Raw genomic sequence first — 15,826 nt, 5'->3', positions numbered from 1 at the left:
CACTTTCACGTCCAATAAGAATTTTGATGATCGCATCCACTGTACGGCTCCCAGCCCCCACGCGGGGGGTTGCGCCAAGCCTGACTGGCCCCATAGTTTTTCCGGTGGCCTTGGCGGAAGGGAAACACCCGGTCCCATACCGAACCCGGTAGTTAAGCCTTCCAGCGCCGATGGTACTGCACGAGGGATCGTGTGGGAGAGTAGGACGCCGCCGGAATTTATTTTTCAATAGCTCCGGGCGGAACATTTTCGAGTGTTCCGCCCGGAGCTTTTCTGTATTCCTACACAACCGCCAACCTATGCCGAGCGTGCTGGCTTCCCGTATTCGGGCGTCATTGTTCAGCGTTGTTCCTCGTCATGTCTGATGGCGAAGAAAACCAAAAACGATGACCGCGCCGGCATGTTGACGCGGTCATGGGGACGAATTCGAATTCATCGACTCGGGCGCCGTCAGCGCTGAGCTTTGGCCAGAAAAAGTGGGAACTCCTTGATTTGTCCGTCGCGTTCGCGCTTGATGGTCAACGGCACTGACCACGTCATCTCGCTGAACCCTGCATGTGAACACAGTCGGTTCATTGTTTCTTCGGTGAAGCCGTCGTGGTAATAGCGTGGGTCGTCGTCACCATCGGAGTGATGGACGTGAAATGCCCGTCCCTCCTTCTCGGTGAGGTCGATGGCGATGAAGGTTCCGTTCGGTTTCAACATCTTGTGCACGGATGAAAACAATGTCGCCAGGTCCTTGACGTGGTGCAGGACCATCTGGGCGATGACGAGGTCATAGTTGCCGTCGTCCAGCTTCGTCGAAGGACATGAGTAGTCCCGATCGAGGACCTTCCATCCCCGGTCCGAGGTCCGTTCGGTGGCAACCCTGCGCATTCCCTCACTGGTGTCGGTCAAGGTGAACGTCCAGGTGGCCGGCATCACCAAATCGGCAATCTCGATGGCAAGCTGGCCCGTTCCCGCTCCGATTTCCAAGACGTCGAGGTCGGGGATTCTGTGATTGTCGCCCGGACACATCGTCTCGACGATTGCGCGGGCGACGCGCTTTGCCTGCTTGTGCCTGTGAGGATTGGTCTCCCAGTCCTTGGCGCGGTTGTCGAATTGGCTCACGTCAGTTGATCCTAGATGGCTGGTGTGCGATCTGTGAGCGCTCATCGCCGACGGTGGCGATCATGGGGTCGCTGGCTGGCCGTCAAGCACATGGTGAACCGACTTCGATTTCGGTTCGCCATGATGGCCGGGTGTGCGGGACAATAGGAGACATGGCAGATTCTTCCTCCCCCAACAACGGTCGATCCGGCGGAGACCGACGAGGTCAGGGCCGCAATGGATGGTCCGGCAAGTCGGGCGGACGGAGCGGTTGGAACTCGAAGTCGAATGGTCGTGGTGGTGACCGCCGTGACCGTCGATCCTGGTCCGATGACGGAGGTCGTCGCGGGGATCGCTGGCAAGGACGCGGGGGAGATGGAGATCGTCGTTGGAATGACGATCACAAGTCTCGTCGCGACGGTGGACGTCGTTGGGATGACGATCGTAAGCCCCGTCGTGAGGGCGACTCGGATCGTCCTTGGCGAGACGACCGTGGGGCACGGCGTGGCGGTCAAGGACGCGATGGTCGCTGGAATGACCGCGACGACCGTCGGCGCGGTGACCGTCGCTGGGAAGATCATCGCGATGACCGTCGTGACGACGACCGCCGCCGCGAGGGCGACAACCGGCGTCGTGACGGCCAGGCACGTGGCGATCGTCGCTGGGACAAGGACCGTCAGGACGGCCGCAGGGAATTCCGCAAGTCGGATCGCAAGAACTTCCGGAGCGGCCCGCGGGATGACCGTCGCAATGAACACCGTGATGACCGTCGCAACGGTCGTCCTACTGGCGATGGCACTCTTGAGGAGAAGGTGACCCAGGCCACCGACGAGCCAATGGCACCGCTGGACTTCGATGAGAAGGCTCTGCCCGCCTCGGTGCGTGCCGAGCTTCGTGGTGTTCCTGCCGACACCGCCCACATCATCGAGGGGCACCTCGTCGCGGCTGCCGAACTCCTCGATGAGGATCCTGCCCAGGCCAACGCCCATGCCCAGGCGGCGCGAAGGCGTGCTCCGCGTCTGCCCGTGCTGCGTGAGGTGGCTGCCGAAGCCGCTTACCAGGCCGGCGAGTATGCCTCGGCACTCAACGACTACCGCGCCCTGCGGCGCATGACCGGTAATGACAACTTCCTTCCCGTGATGGCCGACTGCGAGCGCGCGCTGGGGCGTCCCCAGGCTGCCCTTCGCCTCATTCGTGAGGGGCAGGAAGCCGATCTCACCCCGGCTCAGCAGGTTGAGCTGGTGCTCGTCCAGGCCGGTGCCCGTCGAGACCTCGACCAGAAGGCCGAGGCCGTCCGCCTGCTGCGCGAGGCCGTCAAGAACCTCAAGGCACCAACCGAGGCCACAGCCCGTCTGCACTACGCCTACGCCGAGACCTTGCTCGAGGAAGGCGACACCGCCGGTGCGCGGAAGTGGTTCGTGTCGGCCCAGAGTCACGATCCGGCCAATTTCCTGGACTGCCAGGACCGCATCGACATCATTGATGGCAAGGAGCCGAGCGAGGACCTTGACGACGCGGACGACATGGTTTTCATCGAGATGGACGACGACGAGGAGACGAATCAGTGAGTGACGCCCTCATTGACGGTCATGACGCGGCCCTGTTCGACCTGGACGGAGTCGTCTACCTGGGGCCCCATCCAGTACCTGCTGCCCCGGACACGATTGCGGAACTGCGTCGCCGAGGGGTCAAGGTCGGGTTCGTCACCAACAATGCGGCCCGGTCCGCGGAGGTAGTTGCCCAGCATTTGACCGACATCGGTATCCCCACGGAGGCCAGTGACGTCGTCACCTCAGCTCAGGCCATCACCGATCTTGCCGCCGAACAGCTATCTGCAGGGGCCAAGGTGCTCATCATCGGTACCGAGTCGCTGCGTGTGGAGGCGCGATCTCGCGGGCTCGTGACAGTGGAATCGGCGCAGGATGATCCGGTGGCGGTCATCCAGGGCTACGACCCCCACATTGACTGGGCGTTGCTGGAGGAAGCCGGGTTCGCCCTGCAGGCCGGAGCCAAATGGTACGCGGCCAACCCGGACATCACCCGCCCCACCGATCGGGGCATCGTACCCGGCATCGGCGCCCAGCTCCAGGTCGTCGCGACGACGTGTGACGCCAAGCCGGTCATCGCTGGCAAGCCCTACCGTCCGCTGCTGGAGGCCACCGTTTCGCGTCTCGGGTGCAAGGCACCGATCTTCGTGGGGGACCGGCTGGACACCGACATTCGTGGTGCCAACGCCATGACGATGGACTCCTTGTTCGTCTTCACCGGGGCTCACGGCGTCGCTGATCTGCTGGTTGCAACACCTGAGGACCGACCGCAGAACATCGCTGTTGACCTGTCGGGTCTGCTGGAGCCTGCGCGGACGGTTGAGATGTCGGACGCCCACGCTCGTTGTGGTGAGGCGGAGGTCTCACTGACGACTGACCGCGAGATCCGCGCTGACATGGTTCCCGGCGACGTCTCCGGACAGCTCGATGCCGTGACCGCCATGATGACTCTCGTCCACGAGTCCGGTGCGACAGTTCCCGAAAAGCCTGCGGAGTCTTTCGACAAGCTCCACTGAACAGTGTTCAATTGGTTGTGACGGTCGCCCATCTCGTGCGGCCGCACGATCTCTTCATGGGAGGAACCCAATGTCATCACGCATAGGATTCCAGGCCACCGACCTGGCACTCGTCGCCGTCTTCGCTGCCCTCATCGCGGTGCTCGCGGTCATTCCGCCGATCTTCATGGTGGGGGCAGTGCCCTTTGCCCTGCAGATGATTGCCGTCATGCTGACGCCGATGGTGCTTGGCAGCGTCCGCGGCGGATGTGCCATTGGTCTGTACATCATCGTCGGCGCCTTGGGACTTCCGGTGTTCAGTGGTGGGGCCAGTGGACTTGGCGTACTCGTCGGCCCGACGGGTGGTTTCCTGTGGGGCTGGCTGCTGGGAGCCTTCGTGGCTGGGGCCGTGGCGACGGCCGTGCTGCGGCGACGCCCGCGTAAGTCGATGCTGCCGGTCTGGCTTTTTCTCGTCGCACTGGTCGACCTGGTGTGCGTGTACCTTGGCGGCATCCTCGGGCTGATGGCCTTCGCGAAGCTCAGCCTGAATGCAGCACTGGCTGCCAATATCGCCTTCGTCGGACTCGACCTGGTCAAGGGGATCTTGGCCTGTCTCATCGCCACAGCGGTGCTGACGGCCTTCCCGCGTCTCATGCCGTGATTGAGTTCAAGGACGTCGGTGTTGACGTCGACGAGTATGACGTCGAGGGACATCACCGACGAGTGACGATCCTCAGTGGGGTGGACCTCACCCTTCCTGAGCGTCGGGTGGCTGTGGTTGGCCCCAATGGCGCCGGCAAGTCGACCCTGCTCAAACTCGTCAACGGGCTCATGGAAGCCACCAGCGGCACCGTCACCGTCGACGGGATCGATCCCAAGATCGACGGCAAGGCGGCGCGGCGACGAGTGGGGTACATCTTCACCAACCCCATGAGCCAGCTCGTCATGTCGACCCCCGTCGCTGACGTCGAGCTGTCCTTGCGCCAGCGCATCCGCAATCGCACGGAGCGTCACGACGCTGCCTTGAAGATCCTTGCCGACCAGGGACTGGAGGCCATCGCTGGCCGTAGCGTCCACGCCCTGTCCGGGGGAGAGCGTCAGTTGGTCTCCCTGGCGAGCGTCCTCGCCGTGGAGCCGTCGGTCATCCTCGCCGACGAGCCGACGACCCTGCTCGACCTGCGTAACCGAGAAATGGTCCGGCACGCCTTTGAACGCCTGGGTCAGCAGATCCTGTGTTGCACCCACGACCTGGAGCTGGCGGCCTCCTTCGATCGGGTGTTGGCCGTCGAGGACGGCAGGGTCGTCGATGACGGGGACCCTGCCAAAGTCATTGCCGGGTACCGCCGACGGATGATGACCGAGGAGCTGTCCCGATGAAGGCTGACATCTCGGCCTTCCTCGGGGGTTACCGTCCTGGTCACAGCCTGGCCCACCGGATGCCGGTGTGGTCGAAGTACCTGCTCGTGCTGGTCGTAGGCGTCTCCCCGTTCTTCGTCAAGCAGTGGTGGTTCTCCCTCGGTTGCCTGGTCGTGGCCGTCATCATTGACCTGGTCGTGGCCAGGATGCCCGTCCGCACTGCGCTGTCCATCGGAGTGCCACTGTGGATCGCGAACGTCCTCATCCTGGCCTATCACTGCTTCTTCACCACCTGGCAGCGAGGAGTGATCTATGTGGCAGGGCTGCTTGCCTGCCTCTACATCGCTCGGCTCGTCACGTGCACCACGGATCCTGGCGCTCTCATGGACGCCATCGTCTCAATGGTGCGCCCCCTGCGACCACTCGGCGCCAAACCTGAGAAGTTCGCTCTCACCTTGGCCCTGATGTGGACCACGATTCCCTACCTCATCAACTCTGTCGGACAGGTGCGGGAGGCCGCCAGGGCGAGGGGGCTGAGACACTCCAGCTGGAGGTTCCTCATCCCGATGTTCGTCGGTGCGGTGGGCCATGCCCTGGAGATGGGAGAGGCTCTCAAGGCCCGTGGGCTCGGCGACGAGTGACCTCTTCAGCACGTCGCATGCTCAGGTTGTGAAACGAAAAGCTCACAAATTGGGAACAATCTGCTGAAGCTGTGGGGGGACTGCACATCCCTGATGCATAAGTGCGTCAATCATTCGGCCAGCAGTAGCCATTCGTCGCCTGTGAGAGCCCCAGCGACGACGCCTGCTGTGTCACCTCTGGTGCGCCAGGTCACCGAGAGGTGGCAGGCTGTCCCCGTGAGACTCGACCAAGCCCTCGTCGACGCCGAGCTGGCGCGTTCACGCACCCTGGCCACCCGATTGGTGCGCGAAGGACGGGTGACTGTCAACGGAGTGGTCGTCACCAAGCCCGCGGCGAAGGTTGGCCCCTCGGACGACCTGGTGGCAGAGGAAGAGGTGTGGGTCTCCCGGGCGTCCCACAAACTCATCGGGGCACTGGACATTCTCGATGTCGAGGTGCCCGCTCGGGTGCTTGACGCCGGAGCATCCACCGGTGGGTTCACCCAGGTGGTCCTCTCGCGAGGAGCCGAGCTCGTCCATGCCGTCGACGTCGGGCGCGACCAGCTCTCCCCGGTGCTGCGCGAAGACCCGAGGGTCGTCGTCCACGAGGGACTCAACCTGCGCGATCTCACCCCGGATGACCTGGCCATCGACGACCACTTCGAACCCGTTGATCTCGTCGTGGGGGACGTCTCCTTCATCTCCCTGACCATGATCATGGAACCGATCTCGGCCGTCATGAACCCGGACGGCCTCATGTTGTTACTGGTCAAGCCACAATTCGAGGTCGGGCGCAAGGCCCTTGGTGCCCACGGGGTCGTCACCGACCCGCAGCTGCGCGCTCAAGCCGTCGCGACAGTCATCGCCAAGGCTGAAGAACTGGGTTGGTCAGTGCGCGACGAGTGCGACAGCCCCTTGCCCGGACAGGACGGAAACGTTGAGCACTTCGTCCTGCTGGAACGGTCTGGTCGGTGAAAGCGGGCCGGACAGGTCACACTGGGCCGCTACTGTGGTGACGTGAACGACACGAGCCCTTCCAGATACGTTGTCGTCGTCACCCATGCCACTCGTGACGACGCCTTTGACGCGGCCGCCGAGTTCATCGCCGAGATGGATAGCAGGAACATTGGCTGCGCCGTTCCCGACGATCAGGTGGAACCGATGACGGAGAAGCTGCCCGGAATTCGGGTCCAGGCTCTCGGAGAGTTCACCCACGAGGCTGAGGTCGTCGTCGTCTTCGGCGGTGACGGTACGATCCTGAGGGCGGCGGAGTGGTCCCTCCCTCGGCACGTCCCCATGATCGGCGTCAACCTGGGACATGTCGGATTCCTGGCCGAATTGGAACGCTCCGACATGGCTGACCTGGTCAACAAGGTCTGTTCGCGCGAATACACCGTTGAGGACCGGCTGGTCCTCAAGATCGCCGTCACCGAGCATTCCGGTCAGCATCGCTGGAATTCGTTTGCCGTCAATGAGTTGTCCTTGGAGAAAGCAGCCCGACGCCGCATGCTCGACGTGTTGGCATCCGTCGACGAATTGCCCGTGCAGCGCTGGAGTTGTGATGGGATCCTCGTCTCCACTCCGACCGGCTCCACCGCCTATGCCTTCTCCGCCGGCGGCCCGGTCATGTGGCCCGATCTCGATGCCATGCTCATGGTGCCGCTCAGTGCCCATGCCCTCTTCGCTCGTCCCCTTGTCATGAGTCCAGCAGCTCGCGTCGACCTCGACATCCAGCCAGATGGTTCGGAATCCGCGGTGCTGTGGTGCGACGGACGCCGCTCCTGCACAGTGCGACCGGGGGAGAGGATCACCGTCGTGCGTCACCCCGATCGTTTGCGCATTGCCCGCCTGGCCGCACAACCCTTCACCTCCCGTCTGGTCAAGAAATTTGAGCTTCCGGTCAGTGGGTGGCGCCAGGGGCGCGGACGTAATCATCCGGGGGAGAGCTCGTGATTCTCAGTGTCCGGATTTGCGGGCTGGGTGTCATTGACGAGACTGTCTTCGAGCCTTCTTCCGCGTTGACAGCGGTGACCGGCGAGACGGGCGCCGGCAAGACGATGGTGGTCACCGGCATCGGCCTGCTGCTGGGGGACAAGGCCGACACCGGACTGGTTCGCCATGGTCGCGACCGAGCCGTCGTCGAGGCCGTTCTCGATGTTCCTGACGCTGATCGCATCAATGACCTGGGCGGAACCGTCGAGGACGGTGAGGTCATCTGCGCCCGACACATCACGACGCGTCGTTCCCGGGCTCTGCTGGGAGGGGCCCAGGTCGCCGCGAACCAGTTGGCGGAGGTCGTCGGGGAGCAGGTGACGATCCACGGACAGTCCGAGCAGGTTCGCCTCGTGGATGCATCGCGTCAGCTCGACGTCGTGGACCGTGCCGCTGGTAAGGAACTAGCCGCGCAGTTGGAGCGTCACTCCCAGTTATGGACGCAATTTCGCACCGCTTCCCAGCGTCTTCACCGCCTCAATGAGGATCGCGCCGGGGCCGAGATGGAGCGCGAGGTGCTGTCCCGACGGGTGGGAGAGGTCGACGCCGTCGATCCACAGCCCCATGAGGACGACGACCTCATCGCGGAGATGGCGGGGCTCCAAGCAGCTCAGTCGATTCGAGAATCGCTGCGCAGGGCCGATGTCCTCCTCAACGGTCTGGAGACGTCCACCGGGCCTCAACCGGGAACGCTGGCCCTCCTGGAACAGGCAGTTCACGAGCTCGACGGCACCGGGGACGTCGATCCGGAAGCTGCCGAACTGGCTGAGCGCGCTCGCCAGATGTCGTACGACCTGACAGACCTGGCCGCATCAGTGGCCGGCCATGCCGCCCGCGCCGAGTCCGATCCGCAGCGTCTCGAAGAACTGGGGGGACGGCTGGCGGCGATTCAGCGCTTGTTGAGGGCCCGCACGACGACCCTTGACGATCTGCTGGAGACCACCGCCGCGGATCGACAGCGTCTTGCCGAACTCGATCCCGCTGCCAATGATCTCGATGCCCTGGGACGTGAGGTGGAGAAGTTGCGCTCCCAGCTGCGGGAATCGGCCGACCGCATCAGTGCTGTGCGACGCCGGACCGCCGTCCGGTTGGCTGCCGAGGTGAAGCCGGAGTTGGCGGCCCTGGCCATGCCACACGCTCGGCTGGAGTTTCGCGTCGACCCTGCTCCCATGGGGCCGCGAGGTGCCGATGCCGTGACGATCATGCTGGCGTCCAACCCAGGTGCGGATCCGGCGCCGCTGTCCAAGGCGGCCTCAGGTGGTGAGTTGTCGCGAGTGAGGCTGGCCCTCGAGGTCGTCGCGGCACAGACCCAGTCCCCACAGACCTTCGTCTTCGACGAGATCGACTCCGGTGTCGGAGGTGCGGTCGGCATCGAGATTGGGCGGCGACTGCGTCAACTGGCACGTCGTCACCAAGTCGTCGTCGTCACCCACCTGGCCCAGGTCGCCGCCTTCGCCGACACCCATGTCGTCATCACGAAGGCTTCCGACGGAGCCGTCACCAGCTCTGGTCTGAGAGAGGTCGGCGGGTCCGAGCGCGAGATCGAGTTGTCCCGGATGATGAGCGGCATGGTCGACTCGGAGTCTGGTCTGGAGCACGCTCATGACCTGCTGCACGAGGTTGCGGGACAGGACTGACAAGGCCGTCGCCGACTGTCCGCCAGCCGGGCCGCTTTGGCCGAGACCTTGGGCCATCCGTTAGGCTGGAGGTCCGTGGGCACCGACAATCACTCCAGCAAGCACGTTTTCGTCACCGGAGGAGTCGTCTCCTCCTTGGGAAAGGGGCTCACGGCCTCCTCCCTCGGGTCTCTTCTCAAGGCTCGTGGCCTCAAGGTCACGATGCAGAAGCTGGACCCCTACCTCAACGTCGATCCGGGAACGATGAACCCGTTCCAGCATGGTGAGGTCTTCGTCACCGAGGACGGTGCCGAGACCGACCTGGACATCGGCCACTACGAGCGATTCCTCAATGAGAACCTGTCTGGCCAGGCCAACGTCACCACCGGCAAGGTCTACTCCGCCGTGATCGCCAAGGAACGTCGTGGTGACTACTTGGGCGACACGGTTCAGGTCATTCCTCACATCACCAACGAGATCAAGGAACGCATGTTGGCGATGGAGGAGGGTAACCCCGACGTCGTCATCCATGAGATCGGCGGCACCGTGGGTGACATCGAGTCTCTGCCCTTCCTCGAGGCTGCCCGTCAGGTTCGGCACGAGATCGGCCGGGAGAACGTCTTTTTCCTGCACGTCTCCCTGGTTCCCTACATCAAGCCGTCCGGTGAGATGAAGACCAAGCCCACCCAGCACTCCGTGGCAGCCCTGCGGGAGGTTGGTATCCAGCCCGACGCCATCGTCTGCCGTTCCGAGCGCCCGCTGGGCAAGGGCATCAAGTCGAAGATCGCCCTCATGTGTGACGTCGAGGGCCCGGCCGTCGTGTCCTGTCCGGATGCCCCGTCGATCTACCTCATCCCCAAGGTCCTGCACCGCGAGGGCTTGGACGCCTACGTCGTGCAGAAACTCAGCCTGTTCTTCCGCGACGTCGACTGGACGACTTGGGAAGACCTGCTCGACCGAGTCCGCAAGCCGCGCAACGAGGTGACGGTGGCCCTGGTCGGCAAGTACATCGACCTGCCGGACGCCTACCTGTCGGTGACGGAGGCCCTGCGTGCCGGAGGATTTGCCAACAAGGCCAAGGCCAACGTGGTGTGGGTGGCCTCGGACTCCTGCGTGACCCCTGAGGGCGCTGCACAGCAGCTCAAGGACGCTGACGCCATCTGTGTCCCGGGCGGATTCGGCATCCGTGGGGTCGAGGGCAAGATCGGTGCCATTCGCTACGCCCGCGAGCACAAGGTGCCCTTCCTGGGCCTGTGCCTGGGCATGCAATGCGCGGTTATCGAGGTCGCCCGGGACCTGGCCGGTATCGAGAACGCTGCCTCCAGTGAGTTTGACCCACAGACCACCGACCCGGTCATCGCGACGATGGCCGAGCAGGTCGACGCCGTCTCCGGCAAGGGAGATCTGGGCGGCACTATGCGCCTGGGGGCCTACCCCGCCAAGCTCGCCAAGGATTCCCTGGTGGCCGAGCTCTATGGCACGACGACGGTCTCCGAGCGTCACCGGCACCGCTACGAGGTCAACAACGCTTACCGAGATTGCCTCGAGCAGGTAGGTCTGAGGATCAGCGGCACCTCTCCTGACGGCGGTCTGGCGGAGTTCGTGGAACTCGACCGCGAGGCTCATCCGTACTTCGTCGCCACCCAGGCCCATCCGGAGCTCAAGTCGCGCCCGACGCACGCCCACCCGCTGTTCCGTGGGCTCGTCGCCGCTGCTGTCGAGCATGCCAAGGCTACTGCCAAGGAAGCCCCCAAGGAGACAGCCAAGGACGTAGCCAAAAAGGAGGCCGACAAGTGAGCCAGGAGCGCTGGGACCGCGACAGGTGCTGGCAGGTCGTTGACCACCAGGTGAAGGCCACCGGTCGGGTGTGCAACTTCGTCGATGACGCTGTCGTCACCCCGTCCGGGGAGCACATCAATCGTCAGTACATGAGCCATCCCGGCGCGGTGGGCATCATCGCCCTCGATGACCAGGACCGCGTCGCGGTGGTGAGGCAGTACCGTCATCCGGTGCGCATGGTTCTCGTCGAGCCGCCTGCCGGTCTGCTCGACGTCGACGGCGAGGACTTCCTGGTGGCAGCTCAGCGGGAGCTGGCCGAGGAGGCCATGCTCGCTGCCGATGACTGGCGCATCCTCGTCGACATCGTCACCACCCCGGGCGGATGCCAGGAATCCTTGCGGATCTACCTGGCTCGTGGGCTTCACGAGGCGCCTCGTCCCGAAGGTTTCGTGTTGGAGGGTGAGGAAGTGTCGATGAAAGCTGGCTGGGAGCCGCTGGACGACCTCGTCGAGGCGATCTACGCCGGACAGTGCCAGTCACCGACCCTGGTGACCGGGGTCATGGCCCTTGAACTGGCTCGTCGCACTGGCCGGATCGACCAGCTGCGTCCTGCCGATTCGCCGTGGCCAATTCGTGAGCGCCCCGGTGGCATCAACGGAGCCCTTGCCGAGTGAGGTCGACCGTCGGTGAGCAGGTCGAGGACTACCTGCGTCACCTCGTCGTGGAGCGAGGGTTGTCCGACAACACGGTCCAGGCTTACCGACGCGACCTCGCGCGCTATCAGGACTTCCTCGACTCGCGCGGGATCCGATCCCTCCCGGAGGTCACCCGCGTCGACGTCGAGGAATTCCGCCGCCATCTCGACGACCTGGGACTGGCCCCGGCATCGGTCACCCGATCTGTGGTTGCGGTGCGCAATCTCCATCGGTTTGCCGCAGGTGCCGGGCAGACTCCGACAGATGTGACGGCTGGCATCTCTCCGGGAACTCGCTCTCGTCGACTTCCCAAGGCCCTGTCCATGGATCAGGTCGAGGCGCTACTGGCGGCACCTGACACGGAGACCGTGGAAGGCCTGCGCGATGTGGCGTTACTGGAATTGCTCTACGGCACAGGTGCGCGTGTCTCGGAGATCTGCGCCCTTGACGTCGACGACATTCGTCCCGTCCTGGACGATCCAGAACTCGGCTTGAGGCTTGTCGGCAAAGGAGACAAGGAACGCATCGTCCCGCTGGGGAACTATGCGGCGAAGGCGGTGAACGCATGGCTGGTGCGAGGACGTCCCTCCTGGGCCGGGGCCGGACATGGCGACCACGCCCTGCTCCTCAACACTCGTGGGCGGAGGTTGTCCCGGCAGTCAGCGTGGGCCGTCATTCGTCGCGCAGGCCAAGCCGCGGGTCTGGGTGTCGAGCACCTGTCACCGCACAGCTTGCGTCACTCCTACGCCACCCACCTGCTCGACGGTGGAGCCGATGTCCGAGTGGTGCAGGAACTCCTGGGGCATTCCTCGGTGACGACGACACAGATCTACACCCTGGTGACGGCCGACCATCTCAGGGAGGTGTACCGGTCCTCTCACCCCCGAGCCCTCTGAGGCCAGTCTCGAGGATGGGGTGAGGTTGTCAGGTTCGCCCACTATCGTTGGTGCGAGCATGGATTGTTGTCGTGACGTCGAGAGGAAGGCCACCACGTGTCCGAGACTGACCCCGAACCGCTGTTCCGTGTCCCCGGGCCGGGCCGAGAGGCCCAGGAGGCTGCCGAGAACTCCGTTGGTCCGACCGGACGCCCGCTTCCCGACCTTCCCGAGCCGACGCCGGTTCCCGACGGTCCGAAGCACGCCACCGTCATCTCGATGTGCAACCAGAAGGGTGGAGTCGGCAAGACGACGACAACCATCAACCTGGGTGCTGGACTGGCCGAATATGGCCGCAAGGTGTTGCTCGTCGACTTCGATCCGCAGGGATCCCTGTCGGTGGGGCTGGGAGTCAATCCACACACCCTGGAGAAATCGATCTACACCCTCCTGATGTCCCGGCGCGACGACGTTCATGACGTCATCCAGCCCACCGAGACCGAGGGTATGGATCTGCTACCGGCCAACATCGACCTTTCGGCGGCGGAGGTGCAGCTCGTCAGCGAGGTGGCCCGTGAGCAGACCCTCAAGCGGGTCATCGATCGTGTCCGTGGCGAGTACGACATGATCCTCATCGACTGCGCCCCGTCGCTGGGTCTGCTCACCATCAACGCCTTGACGGCTTCTGACTACGTCATCATGCCGCTGGAATGTGAGTTCTTCGCCCTGCGTGGTATCGCTCTGCTCACCGACACCATCGAGAAGGTGCAGGATCGCCTCAACCCGGATCTGGAAATCCTCGGCATCCTCGGCACGATGTTCGACCCGCGTACCCTGCATGCTCGGGAAGTCATGGAGCGCGTCGTCCAGGCCTTTGGCGAGGTCGTCTTCCACACCGTCATCAAGCGCACCATCAAGTTCCCCGAGACAACGGTGGCGGGGGAGCCGATCACCAGCTATGCCTCCTCGTCACCGGGCGCTCAGGCTTATCGTGATCTGGCCAAGGAGGTTCTGGCCCGATGCCGCGTCGAGTGAGCCTGCCGGGAGCCAACGAGCTCTTCCGGCCCACCGTCGGCAACCACGAACCGGAACGTGCGAAGGCCTCTAAGAACACGGAGACGAAAACTGCCAAGGCGTCCCCGCCGAGCGCATCGGGAGGGAAACGAGCTGGTAGCGGACGGATCCGCCACGATGAGAAGATCACCGTCTATGTCTCCACCGAGGAACTCATTGCTCTGGAGACCGCCAGGTTGGCCCTGCGATCCCAGGGAATCAACGCCGATCGTGGCCGTATCGTGCGCGCATCGGTAGCCATGGCCTTGGCCGATCTGGAGGAGAACGGCCAGGAATCCCGGCTAGCCCGTCTCCTCACCACTGACTGAACAACGCGAGGAAGAACATGAGCGACGAGCAAGGTATCCGGCTTCAGAAGGTGCTGGCCCAGGCGGGGCTGGCATCCCGCAGGGCTGCAGAAGAGATGATTGCGGCAGGACGAGTCGAGGTCAATGGTGAACTCATCATTGAGCAGGGACGACGTGTCGATCCGGAGCGCGACGAGATCCGCGTCGACGGGTCCCGTATACCTACTGCCCGACGTCACGTCTACTATGTGCTCAACAAGCCGCAGGGCGTCGTGTCCACGATGGACGATCCAGAAGGGCGCCCCTGTCTGTCAGACATCGAGGGAGTGCCACACGGCATTCGTCTGTTCCACGTCGGTCGTCTAGACACCGAGACCTCTGGACTCATACTGCTGACCAACGATGGTGAATTCTCCAACCGCATGACCCACCCGTCGTACAAGGTTCTCAAGACTTACCTGGCTGACGTCGAGGGTCGGGTCGATGACAAGGTCATTCGTCGCCTTACGAAAGGCATCACCCTGGAGGACGGTCCGGTCAAGCCCGATGCCGTGCGACTCGTGCAGGCCAACGATGAGCACTCCTTGGTCGAGGTGAGCCTTCACGAGGGCCGAAACCGCATCGTGCGCCGCATGATGGACTCGGTTGCCCACCCGGTGCGTCGGCTGTCCCGGACGGCGATCGGCCCGGTCAGACTAGGGCGTTTGGGACGTGGCGATATGCGCGAGCTCACGCGAGAGGAGCTGGGGCAGCTTCTCGACCTCGTCGAGTTGTGAGGCGCTTCAGTGGCAGGAATTGTGCTGAAGCATCCCTCGGGTAATCTCAGGCAGGTGAGTTCGAACAAGCATCGTCCGGTCAGCGCCGCGGCACTTGCCGCCGTACTGTGCGTGTCGTCACTGGCCCTCGCCTCCTGCAACAAGTCATCCTCCGACACCAAGCCGTCGCCGAGTGCCTCGGCAAGCGCCCCGGCCTCCGCCTCCGCGAGCGTGAAGGCCTCGGCTACTCCGACCAAGAAGCCGACCATGGTCACGAACCTTGATCGGATCAAGGTGTCCGGCGAGGACGGCAAGGCACCCAAGGTTGAGGGATCATGGCCGCTGGCCATCGCCAAGACCCAGTCCAAGGTGCTCAAGAAGGGCGACGGCGAGAAGGTCGACAAGAACGCCACTGTCAAGGTGAATTACCTTGGCGTCAACGGGCGTACCGGAAAGGTGTTCGACTCCTCCTACCAGCGTGGGTCAACCGTGGACTTCCCGCTGTCCCAGGTCGTCCCAGGATTTGCGAAGGGTCTCGCCGGCAAACATGAGGGCGATCGCGTCCTCATCATGATGCCGGGTTCTGACGCCTACGATTCCCAGGGTGGTGCCCCGCAGGCTGGCATCATGAAGGGTGATTCCCTCGTCTTCGTCGTCGACATCGTCGGTGTGCCGCTCACCAAGGCCAAGGGCGAGGCAGTGACCCCGGCGTCCGGCCTGCCAACCGTCAAGGAGGTTCATGGAGCCCCGGTCGTGACGATCGGCAACGCCAAGAAGCCGTCGAAGCTTGTCATCCAGCCCCTCACCAAGGGAGATGGCAAGAAGGTCACGGCCAAGGATGCGATTGACGTCAAGTACCGCACCTACGCCTGGTCCTCGAAGGAGCTCATCGAGGACGGGTTCTCCGGCGAGGCCGTCACCGGGTCCATGAACTCGGTCATCCCGGGGTGGAAGAAGGGCTTGGTGGGTCAGACGGTCGGTTCGCGCGTGATGCTCATCGTCCCGCCTGCCGATGCCTATCCGGAGGGCAACACCAATCCGCCCGTGAAGAAGGGCGAGACCTTGGTGTACGTCATCGATATTCTCTCGGCTCAGAAGGAGTCCTGAGGCACTGATTCGGCTGGTCCTGCCTGACAGGCCCGGCCG

The 15,826-nt window shown here is 63.8% G+C and carries 16 protein-coding genes and 1 rRNA gene; 16 read left to right on the top strand and 1 reads right to left on the bottom strand.

All coding sequences use genetic code 11. From position 1 onward, the window contains the following. Nucleotides 1-100 precede the first annotated feature (100 nt). Nucleotides 101-217, top strand: a 5S ribosomal RNA gene (gene rrf / locus ACP8ML_RS07350). Nucleotides 218-450: 233 nt separating this feature from the next. On the opposite strand, the gene ACP8ML_RS07345 is transcribed toward rrf, so the two are convergent. Further along, on the bottom strand, nt 451-1,110 hold the full coding sequence (locus ACP8ML_RS07345; protein WP_117189832.1) for a class I SAM-dependent methyltransferase: 660 nt from the start codon (nt 1,108-1,110) through the stop codon (nt 451-453). A gap of 152 nt (nt 1,111-1,262) precedes the next feature. On the opposite strand from ACP8ML_RS07345, the gene ACP8ML_RS07340 reads away from it, so the two are divergent. The 15 genes from ACP8ML_RS07340 to ACP8ML_RS07270 all read left to right on the top strand — a co-directional run bounded on the left by ACP8ML_RS07340 (nt 1,263) and on the right by ACP8ML_RS07270 (nt 15,787). After that, nucleotides 1,263-2,657: a hypothetical protein gene (locus ACP8ML_RS07340; protein ID WP_117189831.1), complete on the top strand. Its 1,395-nt coding sequence runs from the start codon at nt 1,263-1,265 to the stop codon at nt 2,655-2,657. After that, nucleotides 2,654-3,652: an HAD-IIA family hydrolase gene (locus tag ACP8ML_RS07335; RefSeq protein ID WP_117189830.1), complete on the top strand. Its 999-nt coding sequence runs from the start codon at nt 2,654-2,656 to the stop codon at nt 3,650-3,652. Before ACP8ML_RS07340 ends, ACP8ML_RS07335 begins: the two co-directional genes overlap by 4 nt. A 70-nt stretch (nt 3,653-3,722) precedes the next feature. After that, nucleotides 3,723-4,292, top strand: a complete 570-nt coding sequence (locus ACP8ML_RS07330; protein WP_117189829.1) for a biotin transporter BioY — start codon at nt 3,723-3,725, stop codon at nt 4,290-4,292. Continuing rightward, complete coding sequence (locus ACP8ML_RS07325) at nt 4,289-5,008, top strand: energy-coupling factor ABC transporter ATP-binding protein (RefSeq protein WP_117189828.1); 720 nt, start codon at nt 4,289-4,291, stop codon at nt 5,006-5,008. Before ACP8ML_RS07330 ends, ACP8ML_RS07325 begins: the two co-directional genes overlap by 4 nt. Next, nucleotides 5,005-5,628: an energy-coupling factor transporter transmembrane component T family protein gene (locus ACP8ML_RS07320; RefSeq protein WP_117189827.1), complete on the top strand. Its 624-nt coding sequence runs from the start codon at nt 5,005-5,007 to the stop codon at nt 5,626-5,628. The genes ACP8ML_RS07325 and ACP8ML_RS07320 overlap by 4 nt, the downstream gene beginning before the upstream one ends. A 216-nt stretch (nt 5,629-5,844) precedes the next feature. Further along, the gene (locus tag ACP8ML_RS07315) at nt 5,845-6,582 is read left to right on the top strand and encodes a TlyA family RNA methyltransferase (protein ID WP_117189262.1); all 738 of its coding nucleotides are present in this window, start codon (nt 5,845-5,847) and stop codon (nt 6,580-6,582) included. A gap of 21 nt (nt 6,583-6,603) precedes the next feature. Further along, nucleotides 6,604-7,560 (top strand): NAD kinase, encoded by a 957-nt coding sequence (locus tag ACP8ML_RS07310; RefSeq protein WP_171048576.1) that lies wholly within the window; start codon nt 6,604-6,606, stop codon nt 7,558-7,560. After that, nucleotides 7,557-9,236, top strand: a complete 1,680-nt coding sequence (gene recN / locus ACP8ML_RS07305; RefSeq protein ID WP_065674024.1) for a DNA repair protein RecN — start codon at nt 7,557-7,559, stop codon at nt 9,234-9,236. Before ACP8ML_RS07310 ends, recN begins: the two co-directional genes overlap by 4 nt. A gap of 75 nt (nt 9,237-9,311) precedes the next feature. Next, nucleotides 9,312-11,012 (top strand): CTP synthase, encoded by a 1,701-nt coding sequence (pyrG, locus tag ACP8ML_RS07300; protein ID WP_117189232.1) that lies wholly within the window; start codon nt 9,312-9,314, stop codon nt 11,010-11,012. Further along, the gene (locus ACP8ML_RS07295) at nt 11,009-11,668 is read left to right on the top strand and encodes an NUDIX domain-containing protein (RefSeq protein ID WP_117189230.1); all 660 of its coding nucleotides are present in this window, start codon (nt 11,009-11,011) and stop codon (nt 11,666-11,668) included. Before pyrG ends, ACP8ML_RS07295 begins: the two co-directional genes overlap by 4 nt. Next, nucleotides 11,665-12,585, top strand: coding sequence for a site-specific tyrosine recombinase XerD (locus ACP8ML_RS07290; protein WP_065674027.1), 921 nt, complete (start codon nt 11,665-11,667; stop codon nt 12,583-12,585). Before ACP8ML_RS07295 ends, ACP8ML_RS07290 begins: the two co-directional genes overlap by 4 nt. 96 nt (nt 12,586-12,681) lie before the next feature. Next, nucleotides 12,682-13,599: a ParA family protein gene (locus ACP8ML_RS07285; protein WP_065674028.1), complete on the top strand. Its 918-nt coding sequence runs from the start codon at nt 12,682-12,684 to the stop codon at nt 13,597-13,599. Further along, nucleotides 13,584-13,946 carry a hypothetical protein gene (locus ACP8ML_RS07280; protein ID WP_065674029.1) on the top strand — a complete coding sequence of 121 codons (363 nt, stop codon included), beginning with the start codon at nt 13,584-13,586 and terminating at the stop codon, nt 13,944-13,946. Before ACP8ML_RS07285 ends, ACP8ML_RS07280 begins: the two co-directional genes overlap by 16 nt. Before the next feature lie 17 nt (nt 13,947-13,963). After that, the gene (locus ACP8ML_RS07275; RefSeq protein ID WP_016667813.1) at nt 13,964-14,701 is read left to right on the top strand and encodes a pseudouridine synthase; all 738 of its coding nucleotides are present in this window, start codon (nt 13,964-13,966) and stop codon (nt 14,699-14,701) included. A gap of 9 nt (nt 14,702-14,710) precedes the next feature. Beyond that, nucleotides 14,711-15,787 (top strand): FKBP-type peptidyl-prolyl cis-trans isomerase, encoded by a 1,077-nt coding sequence (locus ACP8ML_RS07270; RefSeq protein ID WP_311734330.1) that lies wholly within the window; start codon nt 14,711-14,713, stop codon nt 15,785-15,787. The last annotated feature ends 39 nt before the right edge of the window (nt 15,788-15,826 follow it).

Source organism: Cutibacterium sp. LaCa_255, from assembly GCF_057458005.1.
Note: the sequence above shows the minus strand (reverse complement) of the source record. Positions and strands in the feature narration are given on the sequence as shown.